The organism is Croceitalea vernalis (assembly GCF_031846405.1).
In the GTDB taxonomy this organism is placed as follows: domain Bacteria; phylum Bacteroidota; class Bacteroidia; order Flavobacteriales; family Flavobacteriaceae; genus Croceitalea; species Croceitalea vernalis.
On sequence record NZ_JAVRHU010000001.1, the window covers coordinates 56763 to 73309 of the forward strand.

The 16547-nt window shown below is 34.2% G+C and carries 12 protein-coding genes; 4 read left to right on the plus strand and 8 right to left on the minus strand.

Features of this window, described 5'->3' with window-relative positions:
• The first annotated feature begins 2 nt into the window (after positions 1–2).
• Positions 3–533, plus strand: a complete 531-nt coding sequence (locus tag RM520_RS00235) for a C40 family peptidase (RefSeq protein WP_311386570.1) — start codon at positions 3–5, stop codon at positions 531–533.
• Complete coding sequence (locus RM520_RS00240) at positions 533–2554, plus strand: ComEC/Rec2 family competence protein (protein WP_311386571.1); 2022 nt, start codon at positions 533–535, stop codon at positions 2552–2554. The genes RM520_RS00235 and RM520_RS00240 overlap by 1 nt, the downstream gene beginning before the upstream one ends.
• A gap of 3 nt (positions 2555–2557) precedes the next feature.
• Here RM520_RS00240 and RM520_RS00245 read toward each other — a convergent pair whose 3' ends face one another.
• Both RM520_RS00245 and RM520_RS00250 read right to left on the minus strand, forming a co-directional pair.
• Positions 2558–4090 (minus strand): peptide MFS transporter, encoded by a 1533-nt coding sequence (locus RM520_RS00245; RefSeq protein WP_311386572.1) that lies wholly within the window; start codon positions 4088–4090, stop codon positions 2558–2560.
• 32 nt (positions 4091–4122) lie between these two features.
• A complete protein-coding gene (locus RM520_RS00250; RefSeq protein ID WP_311386573.1) occupies positions 4123–6342 on the minus strand; it encodes a S9 family peptidase in 2220 nt (739 codons plus the stop codon).
• Between the two features lie 127 nt (positions 6343–6469).
• Here RM520_RS00250 and RM520_RS00255 point away from each other — a divergent pair, with 127 nt between their 5' ends.
• Together RM520_RS00255 and RM520_RS00260 are read left to right on the plus strand one after the other, a co-directional pair.
• On the plus strand, positions 6470–7786 hold the full coding sequence (locus tag RM520_RS00255; protein ID WP_311386574.1) for a hydroxymethylglutaryl-CoA reductase, degradative: 1317 nt from the start codon (positions 6470–6472) through the stop codon (positions 7784–7786).
• The gene (locus tag RM520_RS00260; RefSeq protein ID WP_311386575.1) at positions 7786–8697 is read left to right on the plus strand and encodes a GYDIA family GHMP kinase; all 912 of its coding nucleotides are present in this window, start codon (positions 7786–7788) and stop codon (positions 8695–8697) included. The genes RM520_RS00255 and RM520_RS00260 overlap by 1 nt, the downstream gene beginning before the upstream one ends.
• Here the strand turns inward: RM520_RS00260 and RM520_RS00265 are convergent.
• From RM520_RS00265 to RM520_RS00290, 6 genes are all read right to left on the minus strand, one after another.
• Entirely contained in the window at positions 8694–10814 is a 2121-nt protein-coding gene (locus RM520_RS00265) for a peptidylprolyl isomerase (protein WP_311383694.1), read from the minus strand. The genes RM520_RS00260 and RM520_RS00265 overlap by 4 nt on opposite strands.
• Positions 10815–10922: 108 nt before the next feature.
• On the minus strand, positions 10923–12212 hold the full coding sequence (locus tag RM520_RS00270; protein WP_311386576.1) for a hemolysin family protein: 1290 nt from the start codon (positions 12210–12212) through the stop codon (positions 10923–10925).
• Positions 12213–12419: 207 nt separating this feature from the next.
• Positions 12420–13022 (minus strand): LPS export ABC transporter periplasmic protein LptC, encoded by a 603-nt coding sequence (lptC, locus tag RM520_RS00275; RefSeq protein ID WP_311386577.1) that lies wholly within the window; start codon positions 13020–13022, stop codon positions 12420–12422.
• A gap of 2 nt (positions 13023–13024) precedes the next feature.
• Positions 13025–14398 carry a tetratricopeptide repeat protein gene (locus RM520_RS00280; RefSeq protein WP_311383697.1) on the minus strand — a complete coding sequence of 458 codons (1374 nt, stop codon included), beginning with the start codon at positions 14396–14398 and terminating at the stop codon, positions 13025–13027.
• 97 nt (positions 14399–14495) lie between these two features.
• Positions 14496–15776, minus strand: a complete 1281-nt coding sequence (gene bamG, locus RM520_RS00285) for a BamG family beta-barrel-assembly machinery protein (RefSeq protein WP_311383698.1) — start codon at positions 15774–15776, stop codon at positions 14496–14498.
• Positions 15777–16505, minus strand: coding sequence for a type III pantothenate kinase (locus tag RM520_RS00290; protein WP_311386578.1), 729 nt, complete (start codon positions 16503–16505; stop codon positions 15777–15779).
• Positions 16506–16547: the final 42 nt, after the last annotated feature.

The following is a 16547-nucleotide window of genomic DNA, read 5'->3' on the forward strand; positions in this document are numbered from 1 at the left end:
GGATGTTCAAAAAATTCTACATTTTATTTTTAACCGTTTTGCTCACAGGTTGCTTTGCAAAAAAGAAAACTACATATAGTAAAACAATTACTGTAAAATCTTCTAAGGAAAAGCCAACAGAAAGAATTACCAAAAAAGAGCTCTCAAAAAATAGTAAGGCCAATCAAGTGATTGAAACTGCAATGACATTTACCGGTGTTCGGTACAAATTTGGAGGCCAAACAAAAAAAGGAATGGATTGTTCTGGCCTCATTTTCGTTGCCTTATCTGAGAACGATATTGCCTTTCCGCGAGTATCATATCAAATGGCCAATCAAGGCAAACGCATTAAAATAAAAGAAGTACAAAAAGGAGATTTACTATTTTTTAAAACCAGTAAGCGCGGCAAAAACATTAATCACGTTGGCCTCGTTGTTGATGTTGGTAATGAAGTTAAATTTATTCATTCTACTACTTCTCGTGGTGTTATCGTTTCTTCTTTAAGAGAAGGCTATTGGAATTCAGCTTTTGTAAAAGCGCAGCGAATTTTATAATGAAGCTATTCAATTTTGTTTCTGTGAAATTAACCCTATGCCTTATAACTGGCATTTTATTAGGGTTTTACTTTTTAATTCCGCTCAAAATCTTAGGGTTCATCGTAATAACACTAATCCTGATTTTATACTTGATATATTTAAAAAACAAAAGAAATACATTCCCTTATTTCGATATTGTTAGCTACTTATCCATTATAGGCTTAGGTTTATTTATAACTACCCTAGCCAATCCAAAAAGTCTAAGTTCTCATTATTCTTACCAAAACATAAGTACAGATGCTGTTTGGAAAGTTAAGATTCGTGAAGTATTAAAACCTAATAGCTTTTCAGATAATTATATTGTAGAAGCTGAGGCTTTAGAAGAAGAACCAATAACTGGAAAATTATTTCTAAGTATTCAAAAAGACTCAATTGACTCTAGTCTTCTTTTAGTAGATGATGAACTATGGTTAGTATCCTCAACAATCACTTTTGGTGAGCCTTTAAATCCACATCAATTTAATTTTAAAAGTTACTTAAAACAACAAGGTGTTTACCATCAATTACGGGTAGCTCCAAAAGCATATTACAAAACAGTAAAATCAAAAACGACTCTTTTGGGCTTAGCCTCAAACTTTCGTGAACGGCTAATTGAAAAACTTCATAAAGCTCCTTTTGGTAGTGAAGAACTAAGTATTATTCAAGCCTTATTATTAGGTCAAAGAAACGATATTACCTCTAACACCTATGACAATTACAAAGATGCTGGAGCAGTGCACATTCTTGCCGTTTCTGGGCTTCATGTAGGTATCATTTTATTGCTGCTTCAATTTCTATTAAACCCATTAGAGCTGCTGCCAAAAGGAAAAACAGTAAAACTTGTGATCATATTGCTTTTACTTTGGGCATTTGCTTTTGTAGCAGGTTTATCACCTTCTATTTTTAGGGCAGTAATGATGTTCTCATTTATTGCGTATGCTATGTATTTGAACCGTCCTAGCAACACCTTTAATATTTTAGCATTATCAATGTTTTTTATTTTGCTGTTAAAACCTTTGGTTCTTTTTCATTTAGGGTTTCAAATGAGTTATGCGGCCGTTTTTTCTATCGTTTTAATCTATCCTAAATTACAGCGGTTTTGGTATCCAGAACATTGGTTTTTAAGAAGAGCATGGCAATTATTATCCGTTAGTTGTGCCGCCCAACTAGGTGTTTTACCTCTAAGCCTATTTTACTTTCATCAATTTCCTTCTTTGTTTTTTATTTCCAATTTGGTTGTAATTCCCTTTTTAGGAATAATTCTTGGAATAGGAATTTTGGTTCTGGTTTTAGCACAACTAGATACATTGCCTGACACTTTAGTACTGGCATACAATTATTTAATAGGAAAAATGAATACAGTAATTGCTTGGGTTGCTCAACAAGAAGCTTTTGTTTTTAGAGATATTCCTTTTGACCAGATTCAACTACTACTATCTTATGCTTTAATCATGATTTTTATTATAATAGTTTCTAAGGCTACTTTTAAGAATATCAGCTGGTTTTTGATAGTTCTATTTACTTTTCAAAGCTGGGTAATTTACAGTGAAAGGAAATTAAGTAAAACTGAGCAATTCATTTTAGGACACCAAACCGCGAACACGTTCTTTCTTCATCAAATAGGAGATGATTTATCTGTTTTAGAAAGTAATCAAAAACCACTTAAACGTATCATAAATAATTTTAAAATTGGAGAACGTATTAATTCAATTAGTAGAGATTCACTCCAAAACGTATATAGTATTGGTTCCAAAAGTTTATTTATTATAGATAGTTTAAATGTTCTACCGAATCAGAATAATCTAGATTACTTTTTACTGACTCAGTCACCACAACTCAATCTTGTCAGGGTTATTGATAGGTTACATCCAAAAATGATTTTAATAGATGGTAGCAATTACAAGAGTTATGTCACCCGATGGAAAGAAACCTGTATTAAAAAAGAAATCCCTTTTCACTATACTGGTGAAAAGGGAGCTTATTATTTTGATTTGGATTAGTTATTAGTGCACGTTACCCATTAACTTTTTAATTAAAGGAGAGGCAATTAATACTAATAGCCCAGCACCTATAGAATAGTAAGCGATTAATTCAAAGCCTTCTGTATAAACTGTTAAAGTATCAAAACCTCCAACATTGGCATCAGTACTTTCAATGGCTAATTGCTTGCCTATAAAACCTACTACCTGAAATGCAAAAGCAGATGATAAAAACCATACTCCCATCATAAAGGCTACAATACGAGTAGGTGACAAATCTGTAATTTTGGATAAGCCTACCGGAGACATAAATAACTCACCGACTGATAAAAGGAAATACATTAATAATAAATACGCAAAGGGAACTAAACCATTATCATTTGCACTTGCTCCACTTATTGCAAGTATGTAAAAACTAATACCTGCAAACAGCAGCCCTAGACCAAATTTATATGGTGTTCTAGGGTTTTTACCACTTTTAGCCAATTTGGTCCACATCATTGAAATTGGTATGGCTAAAATTATAATCCACATAGAGTTTAAAGAATTAGTTTGTGCCGCCGTCATTATTCCGTCCAAAGAAACATTACGTGCCGCAAAAAGGGTGATTACACTTCCTGAGAGTTCATGGAATCCCCAGAAAATGGTCATGAAAAAAGTTATTAAGACTGCAACAAAAAGTTTTTTCCTTTCATCCAAAGTAGCCTTGAACATGATATAACCCAAATAGGCCAAAACCGCTATTCCTATAAATTTAAAAATAACATTAACGATATTTTGATCTGCTAATAAGCCATCAGTTGCCACAGCCTTGTACGATGATAACAAATAGGCAATAATTGGTGCAGATAGTACGGCTAAAACTGGAACTAAAATTCCTTGTTTTATTCCTACAACTTTTTTATTAATACTACCGTCTTCCGGGGCCATACCTTTATCTCCAAAAACACCTTTTTTGATACCGCTCCAAAAGAAAATAAGACCAGTTAGCATTCCGATTCCGGCTAAACCAAAGCCATAGTGCCAACCATAAGTTGCCGCCAACCAGCCGCAAAGCAAAGGGGCCACCCAACCTCCAATATTAATTCCCATATAGAATATAGTAAACCCAGAGTCTTTTTTAGGGTCCCCTTTTTCGTATAGAGTACCTACAAATGTTGATATATTAGGCTTAAAAAAACCATTACCAACAATAATAAATGAAAGCGCCAGAAAGAAGGCAATATCATTTTCAATTGCCAATACAAAATGCCCTATAGACATCAATATACCTCCAAGAAAAATAGAATTACGCATTCCTAAAATAGAATCAGAAATTTTACCGCCAATTACTGTAGACGCGTACACCAACGAACCATAAGATGCGTAAACCGCGGCAGTTGCATAATCTCTTTCAGCCAGTGCTTCAAAAATCACGTTGACCATGTAAAGGGTCAACAATGCACGCATGCCATAAAAGCTGAAACGCTCCCACAACTCTGCAAAAAACAAGTAGAACAGGCCTTGCGGATGTCCTAAAATCTCTCTTTCACTTGCTGGTTTTACTGTATTTGACATATTTTAGTTGGTTTGATTAATAATGACTTTAATTATCCTTTTATCTTCTCACTTTTTAATAAAGAATCCTCTTTTTGAGGTCTATCACGAAGGTTCTTATGAGCAAACTCTGTCATTTTTTTGTAAAGATGATTTCTTGTATTACCTCCAAAAATACCGTGATTTCTATCAGGGTAAATAGCCCATTCAAAATCTTTATCTGCCTGAATCAAAGCTTCAATCATACGCATTGAATTCTGCACATGCACATTATCATCACCTGAACCATGAACCAATAGATAATCACCTTGCAATAAGTCTGGATAATTAAAAGGTGAATTATCATCATAACCACTTGGGTTTTCTTGTGGAGTTTGCATGTAGCGCTCTGTATAAATAGTATCGTAAAAACGCCAGCTTGTTACGGGTGCAACAGCTATAGCCATTTCAAAGGTTTCACTGCCTTTTAACAAAGCATTGGTTGACATAAAACCTCCGTAGCTCCAGCCCCAGATTCCTGTTCTATCTTCGTCAATATAAGGGAGTTTACTTAATTTATCTGCCGCCGCAATCTGATCTTCAACTTCATATTTTCCCAATTCTAATTGTGTGACTTTTTTAAAATCACGTCCCTTTAAACCTGTTCCCCTTCCATCAACACAAGCAATAATATAGCCTTCGGAAGCAAGCATTTGATACCAATAATCATTCGTTCCATTCCAACGATTAGCTACAGATTGAGAACCTGGTCCGCTATATTGATACATTAAAAGTGGATATTCTTTGGAAGGGTCAAAATCAGCTGGTTTTATCATCCACATATTCAAATCATTTCCATTAATTGAAATTGTAGAGAACTCTTTATTGCTCATTTCATAACCTTCAAGTTTAGTTGCCAAAGAACTATTATCCTTAATTTGTTTAAGCATTTTTCCGTTTAAGGCTTTATGTAATGTAAAGACATAAGGAGTGTTCGCACTTGAAAAAGTATTAATAAAATAGGTGTAGTCCGCACTAAAAGCTGCTGAGTTAGTACCCTCAGATGTAGTTAATCTCTTTTTATTATCACCAGAAGTGGAGATACTATATACATCTCTATTAGTTGAGCCATTCTCGACAGACTGATAATAAACCCTATCTTCTTTTTGATCATAACCGTAATAATTGGTTACCTCCCAATCACCTTTTGTGATTTGATTCATTAAGTTACCGTCTTGATCATGCAAATAAATATGATTGTAACCATCTTTCTCGCTAGTCCATATAAAACTATCGTCTGCTAAAAACGTTAGATTATCATGAATATCTACATAAGCCTCGTCCTTTTCTTCAACAAGCGTTTTTACCGAGTTGTCAGTTGCATTGATCTCATGTAAAATCAAGTGGTCCTGATGACGATTTATGGTTTGTACACTTAGATAATTCGGATTATTCATCCATTTTATTCTCGGTATATAATACGGTTCACCTAAATCTACATTGGAACTAGTGCCTTTTTCAACATCATACATTAACAAATTTACTGTAGCATTTATCTCACCTGCTTTTGGATATTTAAACTGATTTTGGGTTTGATATAAATCGGAACCATAAACATCCATTGAAAAATTAGGCACCTCCGTTTCATCAAAACGCAAAAAAGCTATTTTAGTACCATCACTGTTCCATTCATATGCTTGAACAAATGAAAACTCCTCTTCATATACCCAATCCGTTACACCATTGATTATAGTTCCTTTTTTACCGTCGGTAGTAAGTTGTTCAGTCGTGTTCTCTTTTAAGTTATTAATGTAGATATTGTTTTCAAAAACATAGGCTACTTTAGAACCATCTGGAGAGAACTCTGGCTCTTGAATTTTATTGTCTGAAATTTTCACTAGGGATTTATCAGCAATATTGTAAACATAATAGATTCCGATTCTTGATCTTCTAAAAACTGGTTCCACCTCTGTTGCCAAAATGACTTTAGATTCATCATCACTAAACTCATAAGAACTGAATGGTGGTATGGCGTCTGAAGATGAAACTATTGTCCCCACTTTTTCCTGTGTTTTATAATCATAAATATCTATACTTCTAGCTCCAGAACTTCTATTAAAATTTAAAATGGTGTATTGCTTTCCATTTTTCATAGAACGAAGAACATCTAACTGCTGTGTTCTAAAAGTTCCTCCCCAAATTTCTTCAAGTGTGATTTTTTGTTTTTGAGCTAAAGAAAAAGAAGCGATGAATAAAGAAAAAAGAAGTAGAAAAGTAAGTTTTCTTGTGATCATATAAATTGATTAAAAACTATCAAGTTTACTAATAATTTATCGAATAGTAAACTTTAGCTATTGATTTGAATAACAATAACAAGATCAGGTGGTGTATTTATTATATTTGAACCTCTAAGAAAGAACTATGCACACACCTGTACAAGGGTTTTCAAAACTTACTAAAGAAGAAAAAATTGACTGGATTGCCAAAAATTGTACCGAAAACGAAACAAAAACTAAAGGAATTTTAAAACGTTATTGGAATAGTGATGCTTCTTTACAAAAAGTACATGATGAATTTATTGAGAATACCATCTCTAACTACTACTTACCCTTTGCAATAGCACCCAATTTTTTAATAAATGAAAAAATGTATGCTATACCTATGGCAATAGAAGAAAGTTCTGTTGTCGCTGCTGCAAGTAAAGCCGCAAAATTTTGGCTAACAAAAGGAGGGTTCAAGACTACTATTGTAGGCACTGAAAAAGTGGGGCAAGTACATTTTATGTATACCGGTAAAAAAGAAACGCTTTTTCAATTTTTTAATACCATCAAATCTCAATTTTTAAATGACGCCGGGGTAATCACCCAAAGTATGGAAAAACGTGGCGGTGGCGTCACCGATATTGAACTGCGTGATAAAACAGAACAACTGTGTGACTATTATCAACTGCATTGCACCTTTGAAACATTGGATGCAATGGGTGCTAATTTTATTAATTCTTGTCTCGAACAATTTGCTAAAACTCTAAAAGAACAAGCGAATTTGTACAAAGGCTTCACAGCTGACGAAAAAGAGTTTGAAATTGTCATGAGTATTTTAAGTAACTATGTTCCTAATTGTATTGTTAAAGCCGAAGTCAGTTGTCCAATAGATGATTTGACAGAAGGTGAGCTTGAAGGAGGAAAGTTTGCTAGAAAAATAGTTCAAGCAGTTCATATCGCCAAGTCAGAACCCTTCAGAGCTGTAACCCATAACAAGGGTATTATGAATGGAATTGATTCCGTGGTTTTAGCCACAGGAAATGATTTTAGAGCTGTTGAAGCCGGTATACATGCTTATGCCGCAAAAGATGGTACATATTCTAGTCTTACGCATGCCACTGTTGATGATGGAATATTTAGATTCTGGATTGAAATTCCATTAGCCTTGGGGACTGTTGGCGGACTTACGTCGCTTCATCCTTTGGTAAAGCTAGCCTTAGAAATATTACAAAAACCGAATGCAAAAGAATTAATGCAGATTGTTGCCGTTGCAGGTCTTGCTCAAAATTTTGCTGCACTCCGTTCTTTAGTTACCACTGGCATACAGAAAGGGCATATGAAAATGCACCTTTTAAACATGCTTAATCAATTGGGTGCAACCGATGAACAAAAAAAACAGTTGGTTGTTCACTTTAAAGACAATCTAGTTTCAAACGCATCGGTGAAAGAAGCTCTTGAAAAAATTCAAAAAGATTAATGAAAGAGAATTTTTACAGTAACGGTAAATTATTAATCACTGGTGAATACGCTGTTTTGGATGGAGCAAAGGCTTTTGCAATACCAACAAAATATGGTCAAAGTTTGGTTATCTCTAAAAATGATTCAGGCACTATAGAATGGACAAGTTTTGACAATGAGCAAAATAGCTGGTTTAAGGCAATAGTTTCTATTCCAGATTTAAATGTACTTTTTACTACTAATGAAGAAATTGCCAATACCCTTAGTAAAATTTTAGAAGCTGCTAGAAATTTGAATTCAGACTTTTTGATTACAGATACTGGTCTTGAAATCGCAACCCACCTTGGCTTTCCAAAAGACTGGGGCCTGGGAAGTTCTTCAACTTTAATCAATAACATCGCCAATTGGGCGGAAATTGACCCCTACAGCCTTTTGGAACAAACGTTTGGAGGTAGTGGTTATGATTTGGCCTGTGCGGCAAATAATAAACCAATAGTTTATCAATTAATAAACGATAAGGCAACCGTTGAAAAAGTAGATTTCAAAGTTCCTTTTTCAGATAAACTTTTCTTTGTCTATTTGGATAAAAAACAAAATAGTCGTGATGCCATTAAAAATTATAGAGCGCAATCATTTGACAAGGATATCTTGATTGATTCTATCTCAACAATAACGGAAAAGACAATTAAGTCACAATCTCTTATAGAATTTGAACTTCTAATAAAAGAACATGAAGCATTACTCTCTAATGTTTTAAAAATAAAAACTGTTCAAGAAAATTTCTTTTCAGATTATACTTATGGTGTAGTTAAAAGCCTCGGTGGCTGGGGTGGAGATTTTGTACTCGCTACTGGCACTAAAAAAACCCCTGAATATTTTAAATCCAAGGGTTTCAATATTGTTATTCCTTATCAGGAAATGATTTATTAATAAAAAGTAGCTCTATTATCTTCAATTTCTGCCCCTTCTTTTAAGGCATTGTAAACGGCTGTATTTACTGCATTTTTATTTGCAGTGGTAAGTGTATTACTAAATGTACTAAAATTCGGAAGCGTAACAGCATCATTCTTTTTGGTAACCTTAAACATAAATATCCCGGTCTCACCTTCTAATAAACCTGATGTTTGACCTTCGTCAAAAGCAAATGCATTACCAACAATCATCGGCTCTCTACCTGCCCCTGGAATGGTTGGTGATTTTCTGCTTAAAGCTGAAGCATTAGAGACAGTAACATTATTATCCTGTGCTAAATCTTCTAAACTCTTACCTTGATTAGCCGCAATAATTTGTGCAGCTTTACGCTCTTTTCTAATTTTTGGAAGTGCTTGAGCTGAAGCATCTTCAGAAGCCATTAAGCCTTCTCTATAAGTTTTGGTAACTTGTACAACTGCATAACCGTTAGATAGATCAAAACGCTTTATATCGCCTACATTAGTATCATCATTAAATGCCCATTGCACAATATTACGTTGTGTACCAAGTCCAGGCAGATTTTCATCCATCTCTTTCAACTTGTTAACTGGTAACACAGCATATTCACTTTCTTTTGCAATATCATTAAAAGATTCAGGAGCGGCATCTGTGGTAGCCATTTCAAATTTTGTAGCATCTGTAAACAATGTGTTGATTGTTTCATCAGAAGGCTCAATTTCTCTTGACAAGGTTGCCACCTGTAAAATATCTTGCTTGTCATCTACCTTAATCACGTGAAAACCAAATTCAGTTTCTACAAGACCAACAGTACCAACATCATTACCAAAACAGAAATCATTAAACTCATCTGCCATAATACCTTCTTGAAAATAACCCAAATCACCACCTCTTGGTGCAGACGGACCATCAGAATTATCACGAGCTAATGCAGTAAAATCAGCGTCAGCCTTTTTAGATTCAGTCAAAAGTCTTTTAGCTTCTGTCTCAGCTTCTTCCTTTGTTCTTTTTATTTCAGGGTTAGCTCTTGTTGCTCCCTCATAAGTAATTAAAATATGGCTAGCTTTTGCAGAACCGTTCTCTTTGGCATCTACAACTTTAGAAACCTTGAAAAAATCTCCATCTCTATACGGACCATACATTCCGCCCACGCCAACATTCATTAAAGAATCTGCAGCAATTGCTGGCAGGTCTTTTTTTGCCTTGTAAATAGTATCAAACTTAGTATCAGAGTTTCTATCCAAAAAAGCCATGATATCTGTGGTACTCTTGAAACCAGGAATAGTATCAGTTTCATCTCTATCTTCCGAATACTCCAATGAATCCTCTAAAAGTTTAACTACCTCAGCTCTAACATTATTTTCATCTTCTAAAGAAGCTTTTTCTTCAAAAAAGGAAAACCTTAGGTCTCTAGCACTTTCTTGATTATAATCGTCCGGATTTTCTTTTATATAGGCAGTAATTTCCTCTTTAGAAACTTGTATCGTACTATCAGCTATACTGCTATAAGGTACTCTTACATACTGTATATCAACTTTATCATTGGTTAATTTGTAATCAAACTCACCTTCAGCTAAAGTTGCACCAGCACCTGCTTTTACGAGGTTAAAATACATTTGTTCTTTTGCAGATTGCATAATTGATTTTTCAATCTGCAACCAATTATCATAACGTAAAGGGTCGGTTTCTCTCCAATCAGCAATAGCAGTTTTAAAAACTTCTACATTAAAAACCCCATTCTCATCTTGAAAAGAAGGTTCTTGAGCGTAACCAGTATTTTTAATAAAATCGACAATCTGATCACTTTCAACATCTACCCCTAAGTCTTCAAACTGTTGGTTTAAAATAGTTCTCCTTACTTCTTGGTCAAATACGGTATTTACCAATTGTGTTGATGAAAAATTACTACCATACTGTCTCTGAGCTTGCTCCAACTTTGTATTGAAGTCTTCCATTGAAATTGCTTCATCATTAATTTCAGCCAATGTTGAACCTACTTTACCTCCTGCAAAATCATTATTTGTAAAAACACCAGAAATCACAAAAGCGAACAATGCCAAACCAATAATCAATATCAATACAGTTGTTCGTTTTCTTATATTTTCTAAAATTGCCATTTATGCCTTGTTTTTCTTTAATTTCAGTGGGCGAAAATACTATTTTCTTTTCAAATAGGAAAGGTAAAAAGAGGGGCATGAGCCTTTGACACCATCAATTCTGCTTGATTATTCGCTATCTAATCGATGCAAACGAACTAAATCAATTTTATTATTAGAAACTTCTAATATGTGAAACAAAAAATTGTCAACTTTAATCTCTTCGTTTTGTTCGGGTATTTCCGCTGTATGACTCATAATAAGACCGCCAAGTGTTTCAAAATCATCTCCCTCAGGAAGTTCTAACTTATAATTCTCATTTAGATAATCAACTTCTAAACGTGCTGAAAATTTAAACACGTTATCACTAAGTTGCTCTTCATCTAAATTGGTCGTATCGTGTTCATCTTCTATTTCTCCAAAAAGCTCTTCTACAATATCTTCTACCGTCATAATACCCGAGGTTCCTCCGTACTCATCTAAAACAACAGCCATGCTCTTTCTTCGTTTGGTGAGCACATTCAATATATCATGAACCAACATAGTTTCTGGCACAAACTCTACCGGCAATAAAATACTTTTAATAGATCTTGGTTTTTTAAACAGTTCGTACGAGTGCACGTATCCAATAATATCATCTATGGTTTCTTTGTAGACCAATATTTTTGACAAGCCCGTTTCGGTGAAAAGTTTAGTTAGGTTTTTAGGGGTGTCATTAAGTTCTACAGCAATAATTTCAGTTCTTGGCACCATTACTTCACGAGCTTTCACCTCAGAAAATTCTAAAGCATTTTGGAACAATTGTATTTCAGAGTCAACGATGTCTTCTTCCTCAACCGATTCCATTTGTTCTGTTATGTAATCCCCAAGTTCAATCTTTGTAAATGCTAATTGTACTTCATCGCCTTCAGTTTTAAAAAAGGTTCTTAAAATAAAATCTGAAACTTTAATTACAAACCAAGAAATTGGATAAAACAGCATATAAAAAACATAAGCTGGCACTGCAAAAAACTTCAATAAAGTATTGGAATAAATTTGAAATAAGACTTTAGGTAAAAATTCTGCCGTAAGCAGAATGACCATCGTAGAAATGAGTGTTTGTGACAACAGGCTAAAATCTGTCAACAAAAGATTAATAAAAGATAAGTCTGTGGGTAAAAATTGGACGAACCATTTCATCAAAAGGTCTCCCATAAAAAGACCATATACTACTAAAGCAATATTATTACCAATTAACATGGTAGCAATAAATTTTGAAGGTTTTTTAGTTAACCAAGTCAGTACTTTGGCTAAAAACCCTTCCTGCTTTTTTTCTAGCTCTATATGAATTCTATTTGCCGAAACAAAAGCGATTTCCATTCCTGAAAAGAATGCTGAAAACAATAAGGATAGAATAATTATGAGAACAGCAGTATCCACAACTACTTCTGATTTTGTTTAGCTCTATCTTCAAATCGTTTGCGATACTTTCTTCTAAAAATAAACATAGCTAAAGAAACCACTGCAAAGAATATAAAGATATATGTCTCCTTTGGATCCACTGACCATAAGGTTACTATTTTGTAAATAGAAGCTATAGCTACAACTAGGTATAAGTATTCAGTGTATTTTAAAATTTTAACCATTTTATTCGTCCTCAGAAATTGTCATTAACCCATATGTTTTGTGGGCATTAAAAAATGTAAATTCTCTATTAAAATCCATCCCTTCACCATCCATCACAGTACCCTCTTCAAGGTTGGTGTAAGTGAACTTCTCCTCTGTAAAAATCCATTTATTGGTTCTATCCCAATACAATTGGGGAGTCTCAAGTTTCTTTCCGTCATGCGAAGTTAATACAACATTACCTTGTAAATCAATAACATTTGTTTTGGAATATATTATAGCATAATCTGCTTCGATAATACTCTTCTGTCCCTTTTCATCAAAAACGTCAAGATGCAGTCCTTCAGGAAATTCTTTAAAGCCAAAGGTTAAGTTATCAAAGTCTTTGTTTATTGGACTCTTTAAAATGGCAACTACTCTTGAGGCAGAAGAGTCTTGTGTTGAGACTTCTTTAATAGCTTCAGTGTAAGTGAAGACAAAATTTTTGGCAATCCCTTGCGGATAAATATTAGTAGCAGCCTCTTCACCTACTCTTTCATAGTTATCACCGCAGCCATAAAAAAGGATTGCCACAGCAAAAGCTGTGGCAAATCTTAAATAATAATATGTTTTATATGCACTCAACGCTATAAGTTCGGCACTTTAATACTACCACCAACCCAGCAACTAAAAGTTACAGTTTTTCCGGCCATAGCATTATTAAATATCATCGTCTTGTCTGGAGCTCGTTGATCATAACTTGCAGCCGTTTTATTAGCTCTTGACTTTAAAGAAGGATCAACTCTACCTGCCTTACGAGCCATATCAGCAGCTTTCCAATAAATCGCACGCTTTTCAAAAGGAGTACTACCACAAGCGTTAGCACTACTAGCATACAAATTAGCGATTAGTAAATAAGCTTTTCCATTAGCCCCATTAGCGTTTATAGCTTTTTGCGCATAATTTCTTGCTTGAGATTTGCTACCTTTTCTAACAATAGTTGCAATCTTGTATAAGATATTTGATTTTCTGTAAGCATCTGATTCTAGTTCTACTGCTTTGTTAAAATCAGCAATTGCTCCTTTACTATCTCCTGACTTTGATTTAAGAGTGCCTAAATAAACATACACATCAGCAGAAGGATCTAACTCAGCCTGTACCTCAACCATTTTACTAAATAAAGGATCATCAGTACATTCTTTACTAAACATTCTTCCAACGGCTCTTTTAACCCATGTAACATCGTTCTTTTTGGCTTCAAAACTCTTTTCGTATAATGGAATAAGGTTCCCACAGTCAGCAAGTGCTCCTAATTTAGAGTCAATACTACTAGCAATTTTACCGTAAGATTCAGAGTTAACAGTAGCAGCTCTCTTTTGTCTTTTCTCTTTAGAAGTTAATGGAGTACCTGCATCTTCTTTAGCTAAAATTTTAGAAAGAACTCCGGTCAATTTTTTATTCTCTTCTTCAACTTTTTCAGTTACATCATCATATACGTCAAAAACCTCTTGCAATTCTTTTTTACCTTCATTATGCAAATCAACTAAACTTGAAAAGTACAAGTAAAGTGCTTTAGGGTTTTTAAAATTCTTTTTATCCTCTTTAAAAGCTTTACCTAACATATCATAAAGCTTATCGTTTGATGCCATTTTGTTTTCATACATCAAAAGGCCTTTATCAATTTCTCTATCAGCCATAGGAAATTTATCAGCGAAGTACTTTCCACTATCATCATAAAGCGTCATTAGGTCTTGAACATAACCATCTTTATCTGCTCCAGAAGAGTTTTTAATTTTATGTTTTAGAATTCTTTCACCATAGGTAAAATTGGCCTTATTAATATCTGGGCAAGCCTCATAAACCATTTTCCATGGTTCGTAAGCTGCATCATAATTCTTGACTTTTGCATGTTCTGCATAGATTGACAAATTGGTCATGCATTCAGGGTTTTGGGCTTGGGCCATACTTAAACCCATCACCATCAAGACCGCTATCATCGTTAAGTAGAGTTTCTTCTTCATCTTATTAATTTTAAAGTGGTTAATGTACAAATTTTTATAAAACTAACTTACAGAAGGCTGGTTACACCTTGGTTATTTATGAATTCTTCAAAAAACTTTAGTTTATTTTCCTTTTTTGGAACCATCTATCGTTTAATGATAAGCCAACGTTAACTTGGAAATAACTTTCTTCAATAAGTCCGGCGTCAGTAGTTCCTCGTCTTCCTAGTTCAAATCCTATATTTAAATTTGAAAAGCTTGTAGGACCTCCAGTTACACCATTCATTGGTAAACCAAATCCAAAAGTTATGCCAAAGTTGTTTATTTCCTTATCATTAACTATTAAACCCGTTTGCTCGTAACGCAATCCGGCTCGGTATGTAATTCTATTTAAATAGCCTGAAAGTGAACGATAGTCAGGAATAAAGTAGGTTCCAAAAGCCATAACACTGGCATCTTCGTAAGCAACATTTTCTTGGCCCAGAAATTCGTTACTAAAAGAACTTAGTTGTTGAAAACTATACTCACCACCTATAAACCATTTTTTATTTTGCCCAAAACCAAGACCAACCGTAGTTACTGTCGGTATTTTTAATTCGGTATTTTTTAAGCCCTGAGCTTCTAAATCAATATCAAAAACTTCTATCTCTCCTCCCTCTAAAGAGAATGAACCTATTCTTGCGCTATTCTTGGAAACCAAATTCACTTGAGTATTAACACCTATATGAGTATATAATGTGTATTTCTCTTTTATAGTTGGTGTATAATTAAGGGCATAGTTAAAATCGAAGCCGTTAATTCGTGAAACTCTAGTGTCGAGCGTTCCTAATTGTACGTTCTGAACACTTTGAATACGTTGATACGTAAGCGAACCAAAATTAAAATTAGCTGTGGCACCAATACTTAAATTTTTCTTGGGTTGATACCCAAAAGACAAATAAGCTCTGTTCAAACCCCCTTCACCAGAAAATATATTAGTGACGGTATCTTGAACTGCGTTGGTGGTTTGCTGATTTAAACTATAACCAACGGAAGAAAAAGGCATGATACCAAAACCAATACCAGCATTCTTTGTAATAGGTAAACCTATAGCCAGGTAATCTAAATTGGTTACGGAAGCATTTTGTTCTTCTATAGCATCTTTTAATCTATACTCCGAGTGAGAAATACCAGCTGTATAAGTTGTCAATTTTAATTGAGAATAAGCGGAAGGATTTTTTAGATTTACATGTATACTATCAGCATACATCTGAAGCCCGCCCATCATTTGATTTTCAACAGTACCATTACTTCTAAAATCACCAACACCAAAAATTGAATAAGGAGAAATAGTACCATTTTGAGCATAAGAGCCAAAAGACAAAAGGCATATGCATCCAATCAGAAAATTCTTAACCATCTAGTTTTTATTGTATTCCAGCAGGTAATTTAACCCCTCCAACAGAAATTTAGAATTCGCAAATATGGAATTTTTTAGCCGTTTGGCAAAAAATTGAGCGTCACCGCCTGTTAAAATAACTGTTAAAAATTTAAAGCGGTCTTTATATTGATTTATTACCCCGTCTAGTTCTTGGCAAATTCCGTTGACTACACCGCTCTGCATAGACTTTTCAGTAGAGTTCCCGATAAAATCTAAAATTGGTTCTACTTTCAATAATGGAAGTTGCGCCGTTTGATCATTCATTGCTTTAAAACGCATATTCATGCCAGGAGAAATGGCCCCACCCAAATATTCTCCGTAATCATTCATCATTTCATAAGTAATACAAGTACCCATGTCAATGACCAAAGTGTTTCCTTTTGGATTTTCATAAAAAGCTCTTGTTGCTAAAGCGATGCGGTCAATCCCTAATGTTTGCGGATTGATATAACTATTTTTAAAAGGAATTTTTGATTCGTGTGAAAGCAAATGAACTTTGCAAAAAAGAGATAGTACTTCATACTCTTTTTTAGGATGACCTCCTACTGAAGAAATGATAGCATGAGTTATTTTTGGATACACCTCAAATAAATCTCTGACCATAGTTAGAAATAGTCCTGAATCGGAATGCTGATCAATGACTAATTTCTTTTTATCAAAAACAGCGTATTTCACTCGAGTATTACCTATATCGACTACCAAATTCATATTGCAAAAATACAAACAAAACGATTTTAACAGTGCTTAGTT